The 19835-nt window shown below is 32.0% G+C and carries 17 protein-coding genes and 1 tRNA gene; 9 read left to right on the forward strand and 9 right to left on the reverse strand.

What is annotated here, in order from left to right; translation table 11 throughout:
• Positions 1-44: 44 nt before the first annotated feature.
• The 8 genes from M9C80_05470 to M9C80_05505 are packed head-to-tail and all read left to right on the forward strand — an operon-like array spanning position 45 to position 9175.
• Positions 45-1016, forward strand: coding sequence for an AAA family ATPase (locus M9C80_05470; protein ID URQ69383.1), 972 nt, complete (start codon positions 45-47; stop codon positions 1014-1016).
• Between the two features lie 5 nt (positions 1017-1021).
• Positions 1022-2788 (forward strand): cobalt chelatase, encoded by a 1767-nt coding sequence (locus tag M9C80_05475; GenBank protein URQ69384.1) that lies wholly within the window; start codon positions 1022-1024, stop codon positions 2786-2788.
• Between the two features lie 51 nt (positions 2789-2839).
• On the forward strand, positions 2840-3946 hold the full coding sequence (locus M9C80_05480; GenBank protein URQ69385.1) for a ferritin-like domain-containing protein: 1107 nt from the start codon (positions 2840-2842) through the stop codon (positions 3944-3946).
• Positions 3947-3994: 48 nt separating this feature from the next.
• Positions 3995-4729 (forward strand): Bax inhibitor-1/YccA family protein, encoded by a 735-nt coding sequence (locus M9C80_05485; GenBank protein ID URQ69386.1) that lies wholly within the window; start codon positions 3995-3997, stop codon positions 4727-4729.
• A 5-nt stretch (positions 4730-4734) separates the two neighbouring features.
• A complete protein-coding gene (locus tag M9C80_05490) occupies positions 4735-4941 on the forward strand; it encodes a hypothetical protein (protein URQ69387.1) in 207 nt (68 codons plus the stop codon).
• On the forward strand, positions 4910-7075 hold the full coding sequence (locus M9C80_05495; GenBank protein URQ69388.1) for a DUF305 domain-containing protein: 2166 nt from the start codon (positions 4910-4912) through the stop codon (positions 7073-7075). Before M9C80_05490 ends, M9C80_05495 begins: the two co-directional genes overlap by 32 nt.
• A 12-nt stretch (positions 7076-7087) precedes the next feature.
• Positions 7088-7921: a pantothenate kinase gene (locus tag M9C80_05500; GenBank protein ID URQ69389.1), complete on the forward strand. Its 834-nt coding sequence runs from the start codon at positions 7088-7090 to the stop codon at positions 7919-7921.
• A gap of 6 nt (positions 7922-7927) precedes the next feature.
• Positions 7928-9175, forward strand: coding sequence for a sterol desaturase family protein (locus M9C80_05505; protein URQ69390.1), 1248 nt, complete (start codon positions 7928-7930; stop codon positions 9173-9175).
• 7 nt (positions 9176-9182) lie between these two features.
• Here the strand turns inward: M9C80_05505 and cysE are convergent, their stop codons facing one another.
• Together cysE and M9C80_05515 are read right to left on the reverse strand one after the other, a co-directional pair.
• Positions 9183-9914: a serine O-acetyltransferase gene (cysE, locus tag M9C80_05510; GenBank protein URQ69391.1), complete on the reverse strand. Its 732-nt coding sequence runs from the start codon at positions 9912-9914 to the stop codon at positions 9183-9185.
• 45 nt (positions 9915-9959) lie between these two features.
• Positions 9960-10445, reverse strand: coding sequence for a hypothetical protein (locus M9C80_05515; protein ID URQ69392.1), 486 nt, complete (start codon positions 10443-10445; stop codon positions 9960-9962).
• 71 nt (positions 10446-10516) lie between these two features.
• On the opposite strand from M9C80_05515, the gene M9C80_05520 reads away from it, so the two are divergent.
• Entirely contained in the window at positions 10517-11659 is a 1143-nt protein-coding gene (locus M9C80_05520; protein URQ69393.1) for an NAD(P)/FAD-dependent oxidoreductase, read from the forward strand.
• Positions 11660-11661: 2 nt separating this feature from the next.
• Here M9C80_05520 and M9C80_05525 read toward each other — a convergent pair whose 3' ends face one another.
• The 7 genes from M9C80_05525 to hflX form a co-directional block, all read right to left on the reverse strand.
• On the reverse strand, positions 11662-12441 hold the full coding sequence (locus tag M9C80_05525; protein ID URQ69394.1) for a hypothetical protein: 780 nt from the start codon (positions 12439-12441) through the stop codon (positions 11662-11664).
• A gap of 4 nt (positions 12442-12445) precedes the next feature.
• Positions 12446-13831 (reverse strand): lyase family protein, encoded by a 1386-nt coding sequence (locus tag M9C80_05530; protein URQ69395.1) that lies wholly within the window; start codon positions 13829-13831, stop codon positions 12446-12448.
• Positions 13832-13834: 3 nt separating this feature from the next.
• A complete protein-coding gene (locus M9C80_05535; protein ID URQ69396.1) occupies positions 13835-15277 on the reverse strand; it encodes a DASS family sodium-coupled anion symporter in 1443 nt (480 codons plus the stop codon).
• A gap of 17 nt (positions 15278-15294) precedes the next feature.
• Positions 15295-15370, reverse strand: a tRNA-Ala gene (locus M9C80_05540).
• Between the two features lie 122 nt (positions 15371-15492).
• On the reverse strand, positions 15493-17709 hold the full coding sequence (locus M9C80_05545; GenBank protein ID URQ69397.1) for a TonB-dependent receptor: 2217 nt from the start codon (positions 17707-17709) through the stop codon (positions 15493-15495).
• A 367-nt stretch (positions 17710-18076) separates the two neighbouring features.
• Positions 18077-18529, reverse strand: coding sequence for a DoxX family protein (locus M9C80_05550; GenBank protein ID URQ69398.1), 453 nt, complete (start codon positions 18527-18529; stop codon positions 18077-18079).
• Positions 18530-19834, reverse strand: a complete 1305-nt coding sequence (gene hflX, locus M9C80_05555) for a GTPase HflX (protein URQ69399.1) — start codon at positions 19832-19834, stop codon at positions 18530-18532.
• Between the last annotated feature and the right edge of the window lies 1 nt (position 19835).

Raw genomic sequence — 19835 nt, forward strand, 5'->3', positions numbered from 1 at the left:
GAGCATTCTAAAGGTAGGATATTCAACTCAAAATTCTTAAAACTATGACAATAAATAAAAACATTGAAATTCCAAATAAGCCAAGCGAAAAATATAGTGTTTCAAAAACATATGGAATAGATAGTAAGCTCATTGTTAAGGGCTTTAAAGAGAAATCTGATTGGGTTCCTGATATTGATAATGATTATGTTTTTGATAAAGAAACAACGTTATCAGTTCTTGCTGGTTTCGAACATAACAGAAGAGTTATGATTCAAGGCTATCACGGAACCGGTAAATCAACACATATCGAACAAATAGCAGCAAGACTTAATTGGCCTTGTGTAAGAATTAATCTTGATAGTCACATTAGCAGGATAGATCTTCTTGGAAAAGATGCTATTACTCTTAAGGATGACAAGCAAATAACTGAGTTTCAAGAAGGTTTGTTGCCATGGTCAATTCAAAACCCAGTTGCTCTTGTATTTGATGAATATGATGCTGGCAGACCAGATGTGATGTTTGTAATACAAAGAATTTTAGAGGTAGAAGGTAAATTAACACTTCTTGATCAAAATAAAATAATTAGCCCTCATCCATCCTTTCGACTTTTTGCTACAACTAACACTGTTGGTCTTGGTGATATAACAGGCTTATATCATGGAACGCAACAAATAAATCAAGGCCAGATGGATCGATGGCATATTTTGTCAACACTTAATTATCTTGATCCAAAGCAAGAATTTAAGGTTGTTTTATCTAAAGTAAAAGATTTTAAAAGCGCAAAAGATAAAAGCCTTCTTCAGGACATGATTAAATTAGCAAACCTTACTAGAACAGGTTTTGCCAATGGCGACGTTTCAATTTTGATGTCACCAAGGACCGTTATTTCATGGGCTCAAAATTACAAAATATTTAAGAATATTAAAGATACTTTTAATTTAACCTTTTTAAATAAATGTGATGATCTCGAAAAACCAATATTTGGTGAATATTTTCAAAGATGTTTTGATGAAGACATAGATAATGCTAACTAATTTAAATGGCTAGAATAAAAGACAGAGATAAGCTTCATGAGGCTTCTATATCAACAGTCAAATCAATTTCAAAACAAAAAGATCTAAATTCAATTAGTGGGGTTATACATAGGCCGCCTTTAAAAAATCAACTTAATACCCAAACAGCACCAAGTTCGACTAATCAACTGAATTCTTACCGGGGAGCCTCAGATTTTCAAGCATTTTGGCACCTTTATCATGAAGAAGTTGCTGAGATACCTCTAACAAAAGAAGCAAGGAAAATATTTAATGAGCTTGAATTAGCAAGGGTAGAAATCTTAGGTTCTATAGAATTTAGAGGATCGAAGACAAACATTAATGAATACATAAAAAATAAAATTACTAGCTTAGAAGAAGAAAAATCAAATGAATACCTAGCGATAGCCTCAAATGTTTGGTTGAAATACATGCTTGGTTTACTAGATGACAGAAATTCAAAAGAAATTGCAAATAATTTCAATAACAAATTTAATTTAAAAGGTAATAATAATCTAATAAGTGAATTTAAAAAAAATATATCGAATCAAGAATCGTTTCAAAAAACATCATTAAAATTTCTTCAAGCAATCAATTTGGTTGAAAAGTCTGAGGATATTATTGAAGAAAATGATGAGTCTATAGATCCACCTGGATCATCAGATGATCTAGAGAGTAATATTGATGATGTAAATGATGGAGATGAAACTGAAAGCATTGAGTCTAATGAAAGTATGGATATGCCTGATGAAATGCTCTTTGAGGAGGATTCGACCTCCTCTGCAGAAGCTTCTATTGATGAGGAAATTGAAGCATTATCTTATCCAGAAAATACTTTTAATTCTGAATTACAAAAAAATTACGAAATATATACAAATGATTTTGATGAAGTTATTGATGCAAAAGAGCTGACGACAAATGAAGAATCACTAAGACTCAGAAAACAATTAGATAATCTAATAAAACCCCATCTTACCACTATAGGAAAACTTGCTAATAGACTTCAAAGATTGCTTCTTGCAAAACAAAATACTAGTTGGAACTATAATCTTGAAGAAGGAATTTTAGATACAGCAAGATTACATAGGATCATTGCAAAACCTGGCTTCCCATTAAGTTTTAAAGAGGAGAAGCAGACAGACTTTAAGGATACTGTAGTTAGTTTGTTGATTGATAATTCAGGGTCAATGAGAGGAAGATCAATAAGCCTCGCAGCAATCTGTGCAGATATCATTAGTACAACATTAGATAGATGTCAGATTAAAACAGAAATTTTAGGGTTTACAACAAAACATTGGAAAGGTGGACAATCAAAACAATTATGGTTGCAAAGAGGTAGCCGATCCTATCCTGGAAGATTAAACGATATAAGGCATATTGTTTATAAAAGTGCGGACAATAGCTTAAGGAGAGCTCGTAAGAATTTTGGCACAATGTTAAGAGAAGGTTTGCTAAAAGAAAATATTGATGGTGAAGCGCTTGCATGGTCTCATGAAAGATTAATAAAAAGAGGAGAAGAAAGAAAAATTCTTATTGTTATATCAGATGGAGCACCGGTTGATGATAGTACATTGTCAGCAAATAAAGATGATTATTTAGATAATCACTTAAAAGAGATAATTTATTTAATTGAAAATAACAGTCCTGTTGAACTTCAAGCCATCGGGATTGGTCATGATGTAACAAAATATTATAAAAACGCTTTAACAATTAATAGAGCTGAAGAATTAGGTGAAGTTTTGCTTGATGAGTTAACAAAACTTTTCAAGGATTGATAATTAATATAAAATTGGGCTTACGCGTATGCGAATTTAAGGATTAGAATAATGAAAGTTACAAAAAAAAGTGGTCCGCCAAAAGACCTAGTTTATTTTGATGAAGATCTTAATCTTACAAAGATGCATGTTGAAGATGTTGTTGAGATTTTTAATACGCCTCTTACAGGATCTTATAATTGGGACTACACAATTGCAGATAACCGCATAAAAAAACTTTATGAGTTAGGTAAAGAATTAAATTGGAATGGGTCAATTGATTTAAACTGGGAATATACTCATCCAAGAGATGAAAAAATTGTTGAGCCTGATGAAGATCTTCCTCACGAAACACTTGAAGCCTATCAAAATCTTTCTGAAGAAGACAAAATATTATTCGACAGACACAGTACTGCTGAACTTATGAGTCAATTTTTACATGGGGAACAAGGAGCTTTATTAGTTGCATCTCAACTTGCTTGCTGTGCTCCCACTTACAATGCCAAGTTATATGCAGCATCACAGACTTTTGATGAAGCCAGACATGTAGAAGTTTTTAATAGGTATCTTCAGGAAAAAATAGGTATTCATTATCCTATTAATCCAGCATTAAAAATTTTATTAGACAAGATTCTTACTGATGAGAGATGGGACCTAAAATTTATTGGCATGCAAATAATTATTGAAGGACTAGCATTAGCTGCTTTTCAAATGCTCAAAGTAATCACCAAGGATCCTCTGTTAAAGCAACTTCTGCATTATGTTGTAAGAGATGAAGCAAGGCATGTTACGTTTGGTATTAACTATCTCGAAGATTATATTAAAACACTTTCTCCAGAAGAGATTAATGAAAGAGCTGAGTTTGCTTATGAGGCATGTGTTATTTCAAGAGAAAGACTTATCAATACGAAATCTGAACAAAGATTTCTTAAAATGTCAGAGGAAGAAGCTAGAGAATTTCAATTAAATACGAAGACATTTGAGATGTTTAGAAATTTCTTGTTCTCAAGAGTTATACCAAATCTTTCAAGAATTGGTCTTTTGACTGATGAGGTAAGACCAAAGTTTGAAGCTTTAGGTCTGCTTGAATATGAGCATGCTCCAAGTGATTTTGAATGTGACTGGGCCGAAATGAGAAAACCACTTGAGCAATTTGGTCAAATTCCAGAAGCTATATAATTCTCATTATTTTTAAATTTTTATATACCAATATATTAGGATACAACTATGTCAAAACACACAGCTATAAATAGATTTGGAAGATCAGGAAATCCTGCATTTTCACAAGGATTTGGAATAAATCAAAGTGTTACTGGAGAAGTTATGACTCTTGATGGCACTGTTAATAAAACTGGCATTCTTTTAGGATTATGTGTCGGAGGGGCTTATTTTGGCTGGAATGCTCCAGGGCTAGTCTTACCAGCAGTACTTATTGGATTTGTAATAGCGTTATTTACTATATTTAGACCAAAAAATTCTCCTTATACTGCTCCTGCATATGCAGCTATTGAAGGAGTAGCTCTTGGCGGAATAACTATGATTTTTGAAGCTCAGTATCCAGGAATAGGTATACAAGCTATTGGATTAACTTTTGGAATACTTGCATCACTTTTATTTTGTTATAAAAGTGGAATTATTAAACCAACTGAAAATTTAAGACTTATGATTGTTGCTGGAACAATGGGTATATTTATACTGTACTCAGTTAGCTTTATTATGAGCTTTTTTGGAAATAGCATTGGATTTATTCATTCAAATGGTCTTTTTGGCATAGGTTTTTCTTTGTTTGTGGTTGCAATTGCTTCACTTAATCTTGTTCTTGATTTCGATTTTATCGAAGAAGGTGCTGAAAAAGGTATGCCTAAATATCTTGAATGGTATGGTGCATTTAGTCTGATGGTCACTTTGGTATGGTTGTATTTAGAAATACTCAGACTCCTAGCAAAACTTAGAAGCCGGTAACCTCGTTGAACTCAATCGCATTTATAGTATTGGCATTATTTTCTTTATTTGTTTTTTTTAAATTAGGAAAGGTAAGAGCCTCTAATAAGCAACTCAATAGAAATAATAGAATTAATAGAATTAATAGATTTGGACAATCTAATAAATCTAATATCTATGAAGGAGAAGCAAAAGAAATTCATGAAGACAAAAAAGAAGATAAAGATAACTAAAAAATTTGCCGTTCTTTTAACATTAATACTTTTAAATAATTTAGTATTATCAAAAGAAGCGCCAATACTACAACCAGGATCTCCTGGAGAACCATCAAAAATTCTTGATGAGAAATCTGCAACAGATATTGCAAATACATCATATATTCATGCTGATATTAGTTTTCTGCGGGGAATGATAATTCATCATGAACAAGCAATTCTTATGGCAAGCATGATAACTGAAAGAACCAACAATAAAAAAATTGTGGATCTTGGAAAAAGAATAGATGTTTCTCAAAAAGATGAAATAAATTTCATGGAAAGTTGGCTAAAAGATAGAAATGAATTTGAATCTAAAGCACATAATCATATCCATCATGAAATGATTGGTATGGCATCGAAGATGCAACTTGATAAACTTGAAAACTCTTCAAGTGCAGATTTTGACAGATTATTTCTTCAATTGATGATTGCGCATCATGACGGTGCACTTGAAATGGTCGAAGAACTTAAAAAATATCCTGGGTCAACATACGATCCAATTCTCAATGAATTTGTTTCAGATTTAGTAAATGATCAAGGTATTGAGATTGAAAGAATGAATACTATTGCTGTGAATATCTCTGATGATCCTAGATCAGGTTTATCGCCAGGACTATATATTGCTGGTGAAGCAATATTAAATCTTGAATTAATTGCTTCCCTAAGAAAGCCTGCTGGTTTTTTTGATCCTAAAAATCCAGAAGGAAAAGGATCTGAGGATCTTACAGAAGATAATTCAGATAAAACTACAGAAGAAATGTCTAGATCTCTAAGAAGCCCGATGTTAAGTTTTGCTAGCACTGATATGGCATTTCAGGATGATATTCTTATTGCTGGTAGTTATCATGGTTTTAACATATACAAGTTGAATACTAATGGTATTCCTGAATTAGTTTCATCTGTTGTTTGTCCCGGTGGGCAAGGAGACGTTTCCATAGTTGATGATTTACTTATTATGTCGGTAGAGGAAAATAGAAGCAGAATTGATTGCGGTCTTGAAGGTGTAAAAAGTGATGCAAGTCAAGAAAGATTTAGAGGAATTAGAATTTTTGATATATCTGATCTTTCCAATCCTAGACAAGTTGGAGCAGTTCAAACTTGTAGAGGCTCACATACCCATTCTGTTGTTTCGTCCTCAACTGTTGATAATAAAATTATTGTCTATAATTCTGGGACGGGCCGAGTAAGAGATATTGAAGAAATGGATACCTGTTTTGGTTGGAGTAGTGGTGGATCTTCATATTTTACGATCGATATTATTGAAATTCCAATTAGCAATCCAGAAAAATCAAAAATTGTTAAGAGTCCAGCTGTCTTCACAAATCTAGAAACTGGCAATCGAGCAGGTTTATGGAGTGGTGGCGATCATGGTGAGGAGACTCAAGATACCAAAGCAACAGATCAATGTCATGATATAACTGTCTTTCCAACAGCTAAGATTGCAGCAGGAGCATGTTCTGGAAATGGAATCTTATTTGATATATCAGATCCTTATAACCCTACCAGGCTAGATGCTGTAAGAGATATTGGATTTGCATATTGGCATTCAGCAACATTTAATAATGATGGAACAAAAGTAATATTTACTGACGAATGGGGTGGCGGTGGAAGAGCAAGATGTAGAGCATCGGATCCTTTAGACTGGGGTGCTGATGCAATTTACGAAATTATTAATAATAAACTAGTCTTTAAAAGTCACTACAAGATGCCAGCGCCACAATTAGAAACTGAAAATTGCGTTGCGCATAATGGCTCAATAATTCCAATTCCAAATAGAGATATATTTGTTCAAGCTTGGTACCAGGGTGGTTTATCTATAATGGATTTTACTGATTCTGAAAATCCACAAGAAATTGCTTATTTTGATAGAGGTCCAATTTTTGATGATATTTTGATTACAGGCGGTTATTGGTCAACGTATTTTTATAATGGGTATATATACGGAACTGAGATTAAAAGAGGTCTTGATGTTTTTAAACTTGTGCCAAGCGAGTTCTTAACAGAGACTGAGATTGATGCAGCTTCAAATGCATATCCTATATCTGGTTCAAAAGTTTTTAATCCTCAGCAGCAAATTCCAATGACCTGGATTGAGAGTGCATCAGAATAAGTTGTAAAAACTATGAAATTAGGAATTGACTTTGGAATTACAAATACGGATATAGTTCTTTGTGAAGGTAATGCAAAAAAGTTCTATTCAATGCCTTCAGAGCAAATAAATGAAGAAATATTTTATAAAGTTTCTAAGCTTATCGGAATTGATTTGATAGATATTAGCAAAATTGCAGTTACAGGAGGCAAATCAAGCGATCTTCCAAATTTATATAAAAATATTTCAATAGTTAAAGTAAATGAAGTTGAGGCAATTGGTTTGGGTGCTAAAGAAGTATATGGGTTTGAAGATAAATCTTTTGTTGCAGTTAGTACTGGAACTGGTACTGCGTGTGTTTTTGGTAAAAAAAATAACTTTACTCATCTTGGAGGAATTTCTATTGGTGGAGGAACTCTTCAGGGGATTTCTAATTATTTATTGGGGACATCAGAAATAAATGCAATCACTGATCTAGCGAAAAAAGGTTGTCGAAAAAAACTTGACTTTTCCATTGGTGAGGTAGTGAACGACATAGGCAATCTTTATCCAGAAGTTACTGCGTCTAATTTTGCAAAGGCTAAATTAAATAATAATCATAAAGCTGAAGATGTTGCTGCATCAATTACTAATATGATTGGAGAAGTAATTGGAACAGTAGCATATTTAAATGCACTATTAATGAATGTTGATAAGGTATTTTTTTTGGGGAGAGTTTGTAAAATTGAACCAGTAAAAAATGGTATAATTGACAGACTTAATCTTGCAAGTATTAAAGGTGAATTTAATAAAAGCCTTGAGTATGGTTCTGCGCTGGGCGCACTTGCATTTTTATCAATAAATCATGAAAATAACGACATTAAATAAACTATTATGATTGTTACAGATAAATCTTTAGTAATAACATTCGCAATACCTGTCTTTTTTATATTGATGTTGGTTGAGTATTTCTATGGGAGATCAGTAGGAAAAAATACTTATAGATTAAATGATACATTCACTAGTGTTGCTATTGGGATGATTAGTAGATATCCAACAATGCTAAATCTTGGGTTTCAAAGTGCTGTATTTATATTTATAAGTAATAACTTAAATTTTGAGCTTCTTTCAACAAAAAGCCCACTAACATGGGTAATTGCTTTTTTGCTTTATGATTTATCATATTATTGGATGCATAGAATGCATCATGAAATTAAGTTTCTTTGGGCTACTCATAGTGTCCATCATCATGGTGAAGATTTTAATCTTTCAACAGCTTTAAGACAGACAAGTACAGGTTGGTTGTGGAAGTGGGTTTTTTATTTACCAATGGTTTTAATAGGTATCCCAGGTGAAGTATTTATTACAGTTGCAGGAATTAACTTAGTCTATCAGTTTTGGGTTCATACAGAACATATTGGTCACTTAGGTTTTTTAGAGAAAATTTTCATAACACCGATGAACCATGGTATTCATCATGCTAAGAATAAAGAGTATATCGATGCAAATTATGGAGGAGTATTCATAATTTGGGACAGAATGTTTGGAACATATATCGCACGCGATCCTGACATTGAACCTGTGTATGGAACCGCGACAGCTTTAAAAAGTTGGAATCCAGTATGGGCAAATTTTCAGATCTTTTCTCAAATGCTAAAAGATAGTATTAAGACAAAAAAACTCTCTGATAAAATAAAAGTTTGGTACTCCAAAACTCATTGGCGCCCTGAAGACTGTTTAGAAGAAAAGGACCCAAAAGATTTTTATGTAAAATATAATCCAAACATTACTAATGATATAAAACTGTTTTGTTTCATTCAGCTTGGTTTTATAGGACCTGTATCATATTCAGTCTTATTTTACATAAGTAACTATACTTATATTGAAATAATATATTTTGGTATTGCATTGTTAGCAATAAGTTCTTTAACTTCATATTTACTGACTGGAAATAAAAATGCCTATCAGTGGTTATTTGGTTTTTCAATTTTTGGCATTTGTGCAATCTATCCTCTTGGTTTAATCGACTTATCTTTGATTTCAACTCAACTTTTACTGGCACAATTTATTACAAATATTGTAATAATAAGTTCGATAACTCTGGCAAAGGTTTTTCTTGAAAAAGAAAAGACTTATAACTAAAGAATCATTATTTAATTTTTAGTTCTTTGGCTGGCACGCCTGCTACAGTTGAATTTTTTTCAACATCTTTTAAAACCAAACTTCCTGCAGCAACAATTGAGTTTTCACCAATAGTAATATTTCCTAAAACAGTACTTGCTGCAAAAATAGATGCTCCTTTTTTAACATTTGGATGTCTTTTTCCTGATGCAAATCCCCTACCTCCAAGAGTAACACCTTGAAATATTGAAACCTCAGATTCAATTACTGCCGTCTCCCCAATTACAACTCCTGTAGCATGATCAATCATTACGCCGCCTTCAATTAATGCAGCAGGATGGATGTCTAGGCCAAAAACTTCTGAGGCACGATTTTGAAAAAATAAGGCCATGGTATGCCTTTCACTTTCCCATAAACAATGAGCAGCTCTATAAGTAGCCAATCCTAAAAATCCTTTATAAAAAAGAAGAGGTGTTGAATAATATTTACATGCAGGATCATGTTCTTTAAAAAATATTAAATCAGCTTCTAATTTTGACTCGATCTCGTCGCAACTTTTAAAGGCATCTAAAATAAATAATTTTATGTCTTTTGCAGACAGCGCATCGCTATGTAATTTTGATGAAAGAACTGAAGCAACAGCACTTTGAAGATCATCTTGTGAAATAATTAAAGAATTTAAAAATGGTCCTAATGAAGGCTCAGCATCAATTCGCAAATTAATTTCATCGCATATCTTTTCCCATACTTCTATAGTCATATGGTGCGAATTATAAGTTATCTAGCTAAAAATAAAATATGTAATCTATTCTATATCAACAATTTTTTTCATATGCAGACGTGTTTCAGCAAGTAAATCACTCATATATTCTTGAAAAAATATAATCTTTTCATCTTTTAGACGCATTACCATTGCATAATTATTATTATATTCACCATTAATAGCTGTTGCTTTTCCCTTAACCATATAAACAACCATATCTCCATCTGCAATTCGTTGATAGATATTTATATCAATGCCATTTGGTAAAACTTCTGGAATGACTTTTCCCAACCAAACAGATTCATAAGTTTCTTTATTATACTTCTGACAAATTTCACAAATACCCATAAATTCAAATTCAAAATCATCATGAAGAAGATCCATTGAAACTGAGGGATTTGTTAAGATATTCTCCCAAAATGTATCAACTATAGCGATATTATTTGCTCTGGTATCTTTATGATGTCCTGCCCAAATTGATGTTGATGCTATGAGAAATAGCAAACTAAATATTATTCTTTGATTCATATGTATCTCCTCTTAGTTATAACTATTTATAAACATAATAGGCAACAAAAGCAAATGAAAAATATTTTTTATTGCCATATATAGTAGGAAATATTGCTATAGCTGATATCATTTTTATGATGGAAAAATTTAAAATTGATTGTTTAATTATTGGTGGAGGTGTTGCAGGTCTAGCAATAGGAAAAAGTATAGGTAAACATTTTAAAAATATCTTTTTAGTTGAAAAAAATAATTACATTGGGCAAGAAACTTCTAGTAGGAATTCTGAAGTTATACATGCTGGAATTTATTACAAAAAAGATTCACTTAAATCAGAGTTTTGTATTGATGGGAAAATTCTACTTTATGAATATCTTAAAAAAAATCGAATTCCTTATAATAATTGTGGCAAATATATACTTGCAAATACTGATGAAGAAATTATTAAATTACAAAAGATTAAGGAAAATGCATTTGAATGTGGAGTAGATGATCTAAAATATGACGACTTAAGCATTAAAAAATATGGTTTTTTGAATTATAAAGATGCTTTGTTTTCACCATCATCTGGAATATTTGATAGCCATACTTATATGAATTCACTTAGAAATGAATTTGAACAATATGGCGGCTCTATTCTTTTTGGTAATAAGCTTCTGCAAATTACAAAAAAAGCTATTGGTTTTGACATTTTAATTTTTGATAAAAATTCTAATCAAGAGTTTGTAATAGAGACAAAGTATTTAATCAATGCAGCCGGAATTGATTCTGTTAGGATTGCAAATTTAATATTTGGATATGAAAAATATAAAAATAAATTTATTAAAGGTGAATATTATAACTACTCGGGAAAGGAAAAATTAAAGCATTTAATTTATCCTGTGCCGTCAAAATATAGCGTTGGGCTGCATGCAACAATAGATTTAGGTCAAGGTATAAGATTTGGTCCATCATCATATGAAGTTCAAGAAATTGAATATAAGCATTCTGACAAACAAAAAAACAAATTTTATGAAGTTGTAAAAGGCTATTGGCCGAATATTTTAAAAGATGAATTAACTCCAAGCTATACTGGAATTAGGCCGATGTTGGATGATACAGATGATTTTGTAATCGATATAGAAAAAAATGAAAACTCATTATCTATAAATATACTAGGGTATGCATCTCCAGGACTAACCTCTTCTCTTGCACTTTCAAAAAATATTGAGAAAAGGATTCTTGAAAATATCTAGAGCTAATTAAGCTTAATGTTATAAAAATTTTCTACAGTTGAGTTTGCAATTTCCTGTAAAAAAATTTTATCTACATGACGAATTTTACCAAAATAATCATAATTAATTTTTTTTGGAGACTGGTGGGTAATACTTGAATAGACAACAAGTGCCGATAAATAAGTTCCTAGCAAATCTGGATGACTGCCATCAAAAGGTTTGTGCAATTGAATATCAGATCGTTGATTGTAAGCTTCTTCGAATGCAAGGCCTACAGGAATTACTAGCGCATTATTCTCAATACCTGCCTGAATATACATTTCTTGAATATCATTGATCATTTCTGGATAAGCATAATCATGAGGCTCAACTAAAGCATGAATCATATATAGTGCAGATTCGGCACCACTTTTTTTAATTTCGTTTGTAATTTCTTTAATTTCTTTACTAAAATTTTTTCTTCTATTTTCGTTAAAAGTTTCTCCACTTCCCCCATGAACTATTACAAGTTCGAAAGGGTCTTGCATTCTTAAACTCTTATAATCTAAAGAATGCTTTATATTATGATCTGAAAGCGCAGCACCACTTATAGTGATAGATTTATAGCTTCTTCTATCAATATTTTTAGAATAGTATTCCTCTAACATTCTTCTTACATGATTGTGTAGACTGTCGTTATAGTAAAAATAACTATTACCAATGTATAGAACCCTTTCAGGTTTTTTATTTTCTAAACCTTGAACTCTAATTTCTTGTGAACTAAGAAAGGTTGAAAACATAACCAACAAAATTAAAAATTTCATGAGTTTAATATTTACTTAGTTTGCGTTTTTCTTCTATTTCTTTGATTATTAATTGTGTTTGCTTTTTAGCTAAACCAATATATGTTTCAGGATCCAAGAGATCAGATAAAATATCATCAGAAAAATATTTAGAAATATCTTTATTTTTTTGTATTGCTTCTTTTAATGTAATACCACTTCGTAAGGCTTCCATTGATACTTCATGCATAATGTTGTCAGCTGTATCTTTTCCTATTTTCTCTGCTAAATAAAAAGTAACTCTTTGTGAAAGAATAAGGCCTTTCGTTAAGTCTAAATTTTTTCTCATTACTTCTTTATTTACTTCAAGCTCACTAAATAATCTTTTTGCTGTTTTGAGCATATCTGATGAAATTATAGAGATATCTTTAATAGACTCATCACTTCTAGGTTGATCTCTTTCAAAACTATTAATCATGTCATCGAGAATTATTTCTGCTTGTCTAGGAATTATTCTTGAATAATTTACTAAATTTCCAGGTCCTCTAGGATTTTTCTTATGAGGCATAGTGCTGCTTCCAATAGCTTTAAATCCAAGATTTTCAAGCGTTTCACCAATTTCAGTCATTTGCAGTAATGTTAATTCATCTCCAATTCTTCCAAAAGATTTTGATATTAGTGCCAAAGTAAGTCCATATTCTGCAAATACGTCTCTTATACCATGCCAGTCTGCAAGATAAGGTGTTGATAAATTTAATTCTTGCATCATTAGTTTTTCTGTTTCAATTGCCTTTTCCCCTAGACCAAGATAAGTACCAACAGCACCTTTTAAGATTCCTGATTTATCTATTTTAGATTTCACAGTTATCAATCTTTCAATATTTCTTCTATTTTCTGCTAACCAAGTACTAGTTTTTTTACCAAAAGTAATCGGAAGTGCATGTTGGCCAATTGTTCTACCAGCCATGTATGTATCAATATTATCTTTAGTTAAATTCAATAAATATTCTTCAATATCGTATAAACTTGATATCAAAATTTCTAACGATTCCTTTATTTGTATTACAAGTACTGTATCAAATATATCAACTGTGGTTGCACCAAAATGTAAGTATTCTTCAGCTCCATTATCTAACGATCGTTTCCATACGTTAAGTCTTGACACAAGCCTATGTCTAATGAGTTCATTTTCAATGATAATTTCTTCTATAGGCATATAATTAATGTTGGCTTTTTTAGTAATCTCTTCTGCAGCCCAATTTGGAATTATTCCTTGTGATGCTTGTGCTCTTGCTAAAGCAGCTTCAATATTCATTACGATCTGATTAGTATTTTCATCACTAAAAATATATGAAACTGTTTTTGTTAGATCAGATTGAATTTTAAAAGATATACAAAGTATAAAAATGAAGATGTATTTATAATATTTCATCTTTTATCCTTGAAAAATCATAGGGGCTATTAGATATGAAAAAGCCGTGACAACTATTATGCCAAAAATATTTAATATAAAACCAGCCTTTATCATTGTGGCAATTGTAAATTTATTAGATCCGTAAACAATAGCATTTGGAGGAGTTGCTACGGGTAACATAAAGGCACAACTTGCCGCCAAACATACTGGAATTGTTAATGAAACAGGTAAAACTCCAATTGCAACAGCAATGCCTCCAAAAACTGGTAGAAAAGTTGTAGTAGTTGTTACGTTTGAAGTTATTTCTGTTAGAAAAATAATCATTGTTGCTACTGCAAAAATTAATATTAAATTAGGAACGCCTTGAAGTGCTAAAAGACTATTGCCGATCCATAATCCTAAACCAGTTGAGCTAATTTGGGCAGCAAGAGATAACCCTCCACCAAATAATAGCAATAAACCCCATGGAAGTTCTTTTGATTTCTCCCATTTTAAAATATCCCTATTCGCAGTACTTGATGGGATTATAAAAAATAAAATTGCAGCTATTATTGCAATTCCTGCATCTGTTAAACCACTTAAAAAATCTAATTCGATTAGATAGCTTCTAGTCATCCATGCTAAAACTGCAAAGCTAAAGACAAAAAGTACCTTTTTTTCATCTTTTGACATTGGGCCAAGATCAAAAAGCATTGTTTTTAAATGCTCTTTTGTTTCTTTTGAGGTTATAAAATTAACTGGGAATACGAATTTTGTTAGCACTATCCAAGCAATTACTAGCATGATTGCCGATAAAGGCACTCCCATCATCATCCAATCTACCATGCTAATTTCAATATTATATGTTTCTTCCATAAAAGCTCTAAATACAATATTTGGTGCTGTACCAATTAAAGTCGACATGCCACCAAGAGTGGCAGCATACGCAATACCTAGCAACAATGCCGTATCAAAATATTTCTTTTTTAAATCTGTGAGGCCAGGTATTGTTTCGCTTACTACACCACAAACTGCTAAACCAATAGGTAATAACATTAATGTTGTTGATGTATTCATTACGAACATGCTTATTAGTGCAGCAACAAGCATAAAACCACCTATTAGCGATGGTGCATTTTTCCCAACATATAAAATCATAGAAAGAGCCATTCTTTTGTGTAAACCTGATGCTTCTATAGCAAGAGCGATAATAAAGCCGCCTAAAAATAAATATATGTTTGGATTCGAATATGGAACTGCAGCTGTTTTAAAATCAACAATACCAAGTAAAGGAAAAAGTGCCAACGGAAGCAAAGCAGTTACAGGGACTGGTATTGATTCAGTTGCCCACCAAGTAGCCATTAACACTGCAACTGCTGCGACTTTCCATGCGTTAGCACTTAACTCAGCAGGAGATGGTAATAGCAAAATTATAAAAAATAATGCCAAACCAATCCAAAATCCCCTTTTTTTGTATGCTGACATATATTTCTTTTAAAAATTGGTGGAGCTACGCGGGATCGAACCGCGGACCCCCTGCTTGCAAAGCAGGTGCTCTCCCAGCTGAGCTATAGCCCCATTAATTAGGTGAATCATTGTACTTGAAAAAAAAATATATTTATAGAATTCTTTCAAGAAAAAAGGGATGCTTTCGCATCCCTTTCTCTAGGGGGATTTAACACCCCACTCCTAAATAATATTTAGAAATCGTATGAAAAACCAACTTTAATAGTTGCAGGTTTTTGCGATCTAGCTCCTTCTGAAGGTGCTCTTGAAATTAAATCTTCATTATCAGTAACATTTTCAAGTATTAAATAAACACTAATGGAATCACTTAGTACCTGTCTAAGACTTAAATCAATATAACTATGAGCATCGATTTTATTATAAATTCCGCAAGCTGCAATCGAGCAAGACCCACCTACATTGACGATTCTTGCATTACCACTTAGTCCATTATCATTAATAAAACCTAACACTATAGAGCTTTGTGAGTCAGGAATGTATGGCAAATCGTCTCCTGCTGCAACTGTTCCAAAATAATCACTATCTGAACTATTACTAAACGTCGCATCTGTACTTGTGTAATTAACTGAAATTGGATACATGACGCCATTTTCACCTTGCAACATCCATGATCCACTAAATTCAAGACCAGATACTTCAGCTTCGCCACCACTAAATATTGCAGATTCGTCTGCATCACATGCAGCACCGCTAACTTGAGTACATTCAGCAGCTAGTCTTGAGTAATCACTTGCAAAGTAGAAAGCTTCAATATTTGTTGTGCTCTCTGAATACCTTACTCCAAGCTCCATATTATCAGCTTCTTCAGGATCGGAACCAAACATAGGTGTCATTCCTTCATGGAATCCAGCAACTAAACTTGTGGTGTCATTTAATTTATATGTAGCTCCAATACTTGATGTAGTATGGTCATTGTAGGCCATTGTATCTCTATTATCAGCTTCACCAGTTCTTACCATTGTTAAATTTGGTCCTGCAGCATCTGACCATCTTCTGTGACGTTGTTCATAATCTTCTGACCTATATCCAACTGTTACAGCAAGCTTGCCAAAATCCATAGTATCTTCTAAATAATATGAAGTTGCACTTGACTCTCTTAATCTGTTATTACTATTATTTAAACCGACATAACCATATAAGGCTGATAAAGAACCGTCTGCAGCTTGATCTGCATATTCATGAGCCTGAACTCTGCTCTCTGAATCTTCCATATCTCTATAACCTACAGTAAGAGAATGTATACCGATTTCTGTTGAAACAGTAAATTGATATCCCTCATTCGTGTAGTATCTGTTGTTGTGTTTATATTCTATTTCTACAGCTAATTGTCCATCTAGAATAGCTTGAGCATTTGCACTTCCATTATTTGCATCACTTATAAGCTCATTAATATCGTCTCTTTCTCCATGTTCTGAGTCGTTATTAAAATCACTTACTTTGAACCAATCTCTGTGATAATCGTTTTGCCATGAAGTAAATACAACATCAAAATTATCAAAATCACCAACATAAGTAAGAGAAGTTTGCTCGCCATCATTCATCATTTCATCGTATGCTGTAGCACCATACCTCATTCTTGGATTTTTATTAAAACTTGCTTGAGATAAACCTACATATGATTGATCTGAGTTCTCTTCTAAATCAACCATTTTGAATCTTAAAGAATGATTACCAGTGTTATATTGAGCTTTAATCATTAAGTCTGATTTATCAAAACCTGTATCACCCCCAACATTAGCAATTGAATCGAAACCATCGCTTGAATGTTCGTGGACTTCTACAAGAGCCCCAAAATTTGCACTATTGATTCCATAAAAAGCATGGGTTCTTGCCATGCCATTTTCTCCAAGTTCTTGTATGAATTTACCAGAATTAACTTCAGGAATTGGAGTACTTATCAAATTTATAGCACCACCAATAGTCTGAGGTCCTTGAGATACAGCCGCTGGACCTTTTAAAAACTCAACTGAATGTATTCTGCCAGTTGTTGGAAAATAATAAGCAGATGAAGATGTATACGGTGATGGAGCAACTAAAACGCCGTCTTCCATGATCGTGACTTTTCCTGATCTTTCAATTGCGGTACCTCTTATAGAGATATTTGGTCTTAAACCATACCCTTCTTCTGTTCTCATATAAACACCTGGAACAGCTGTAAGAATTTTTTGAATATCGGTATCCATTGCAATTTCTAGGTCTTCATTTGAAATAATTGCACCAGATCCTGCTAGGTTTTTTAAATCCTCTTTTGAACCAATAATTGATACAGATTCTATTTCTTCAACTTCATCATCAGCATTAATTGTTGTTACAACTGATAAAAGAAGAAATAAAAACAACATAAACAATGTTGATTTGTTCTCAATCATTTCTCTTAATATATTTTTCATGTTATCTCTTTATATTGAAACAATCTCAAAGAGCGTTTATAAAACCACTTATGTTTGTTATTTGGAGGTCAACAAACAAATTGCACACTTTAAAGAGATAGAATATGTAACTCTTCAAGATCGTAATGAGAATGATAATGATTCTCATTTTGATTTACAAGCTTTTTTTTATATTTTTAATATATAATTTATTGATGTTTTTTCGCAGTGTTATTTCTTCGGTATTGGTTCTTGCTTCATTACAATTTTTTGGTGAGGAGTATATTATTGGTAAGGCGCATATAGAACCTGGAATTGATGTTGTCTTTTAAGCTGCACCAAAAGATATTATTTACCCAATAGGAAAGTTTTTAGAAGAAGATAAAATCTATTTATTACCTTTAATCAAAAAATAAATAACTATTACAGATAAAAATATTTGTTCACTGTTAAATAATTTTATTGGTGGCCATTCAAACCAGTCCGGGTGTCCAATTAAAAAAACACCAATCATTAATAAAAAAAGTGAGAAAGCGGAAGCTCTCGTTATCAAGTGCCCAAGCTGAGAAGCTATAAATCCTATTAAACCACCTAAAATGATTCCAATACCTCCTATCACTTCTGTAAAAATCACTAAATTAACGAGCAATTCAGGAGCTGGTATAAACATACTCTCAAACCACGTCACCATCCTATGCTGCTCATCTATCATAAATGGTGCTGGAAGTTTTTTATATCCATGAATAAACATAGATATACCAAGTGTTAATCTAAGTAGCCATGGACCTACTTCAATAAAAGGTTTTGTAATTGAGTCTAATCTTGAATTAAGTTTTTTCATTTAAGTGCCTAACTTTTCTAAAATTATATCGTTCTCTTGACATAGATTAAACCCATTTATTTTTAAGAAATTATTAAGGTCGTCTTTTCCAATTTGGAGATAAACATAAATATTTCCACATGATGAAATTTTTTCATCTTTAATACATCCCATTCCAAATAGTTTTGATCTTATTTTCCCCATTGATGACTCCAAAGAGATCCAACCACTATATATTCCGTTATATAATTTTTTATTTATATTCTCTCTTAATTTATCAATACCAATATTCTTCTCTGCTGATATTAATATTTCTTTTTTTGGATTAAATAGTCTAGATGAGTGCGTTTTAAGAAGATCGCATTTATTTTTAACAATTATTGTTGGAATATTTTCTAAACCTAGATCCTTTAAAATTTTATCAACTTCTAACAATTTCTGGTGATAGTCATTATCAGAAGCGTCGACAATGTGAAGTAATAAATCTGCCGATTTTAACTCATCAAGTGTAGCTTTAAATGATTCTATTAACTGAGTTGGTAAATCTGAAATAAATCCAACTGTATCTGAAAATAGTATTGGGCCAATTACTGGATCAATATTTCGCCTGGTTACTGAATCTAATGTCGCAAATAACTTATTTTCAGCAAACTGCTTACTATTTGTAAGTTTATTAAATAAAGTGGTCTTTCCGGCATTTGTATATCCAACTAGCGCTACTGACTTATTCATACTTTTTTTTCTGGCATATGAATTTAATTTTTTTTGATTATGAGCTTTATCTAATCTTTTTTTAAGATTTTTAATTCTGTTACCTATTAGTCTTCTATCTGTCTCTAATTGAGTTTCTCCTGGCCCCCTTAATCCAATGCCTCCTTTTTGTCTTTCTAGGTGAGTCCAGCCTCTAATAAGTCTTGTTGATAGATGATTTAACTGAGCTAATTCAACTTGTAATTTACCCACATGAGACGAAGCCCTTTGAGCAAAAATATCCATAATTAATTCTGTTTTATCGATTACTCTTATTTTTAATGTTAATTCAAGATTTCTTGCTTGAGATGCAGATAATTCTTGATTAACAATAGCTAATTCTGCCTGCGATTCAATTACTTTATTTTTTATCTTTTCTAATGTTCCTTTGTTTATAAAATTTTTAGTCTCTGGTACCTTTTGTTTGTTAAAATTTTGTTCGACTACATCAACGTCTGTAGAATTAATCAATTCAAAAAATTCTTTTTGTTGTTCATCGAGCTCAATATTTCTTTTTAAGGAATCTACTTCTACGTAGATTAAGAGTGTTTTTGTTTTGATTAGTTTATCTATCATT

This window comes from SAR86 cluster bacterium (assembly GCA_023703615.1).
Taxonomy (GTDB): Bacteria; Pseudomonadota; Gammaproteobacteria; order Magnimaribacterales; family D2472; genus MED-G85.

Coding starts and splice junctions, on each gene's coding strand:
- M9C80_05515 (URQ69392.1), bottom strand. CDS start 10,445: ATGAATCAAAGAATAATATTTAGTTTGCTATTTCTCATAGCATCAACA.
- M9C80_05545 (URQ69397.1), bottom strand. CDS start 17,709: ATGAAAAATATATTAAGAGAAATGATTGAGAACAAATCAACATTGTTT.
- M9C80_05525 (URQ69394.1), bottom strand. CDS start 12,441: ATGAAATTTTTAATTTTGTTGGTTATGTTTTCAACCTTTCTTAGTTCA.
- M9C80_05470 (URQ69383.1), top strand. CDS start 45: ATGACAATAAATAAAAACATTGAAATTCCAAATAAGCCAAGCGAAAAA.
- M9C80_05505 (URQ69390.1), top strand. CDS start 7,928: ATGATTGTTACAGATAAATCTTTAGTAATAACATTCGCAATACCTGTC.
- M9C80_05500 (URQ69389.1), top strand. CDS start 7,088: ATGAAATTAGGAATTGACTTTGGAATTACAAATACGGATATAGTTCTT.
- M9C80_05535 (URQ69396.1), bottom strand. CDS start 15,277: ATGTCAGCATACAAAAAAAGGGGATTTTGGATTGGTTTGGCATTATTT.
- M9C80_05530 (URQ69395.1), bottom strand. CDS start 13,831: ATGAAATATTATAAATACATCTTCATTTTTATACTTTGTATATCTTTT.
- cysE (URQ69391.1), bottom strand. CDS start 9,914: ATGACTATAGAAGTATGGGAAAAGATATGCGATGAAATTAATTTGCGA.
- M9C80_05550 (URQ69398.1), bottom strand. CDS start 18,529: ATGAAAAAACTTAATTCAAGATTAGACTCAATTACAAAACCTTTTATT.
- M9C80_05485 (URQ69386.1), top strand. CDS start 3,995: ATGTCAAAACACACAGCTATAAATAGATTTGGAAGATCAGGAAATCCT.
- M9C80_05480 (URQ69385.1), top strand. CDS start 2,840: ATGAAAGTTACAAAAAAAAGTGGTCCGCCAAAAGACCTAGTTTATTTT.
- hflX (URQ69399.1), bottom strand. CDS start 19,834: ATGATAGATAAACTAATCAAAACAAAAACACTCTTAATCTACGTAGAA.
- M9C80_05475 (URQ69384.1), top strand. CDS start 1,022: ATGGCTAGAATAAAAGACAGAGATAAGCTTCATGAGGCTTCTATATCA.
- M9C80_05495 (URQ69388.1), top strand. CDS start 4,910: ATGAAGACAAAAAAGAAGATAAAGATAACTAAAAAATTTGCCGTTCTT.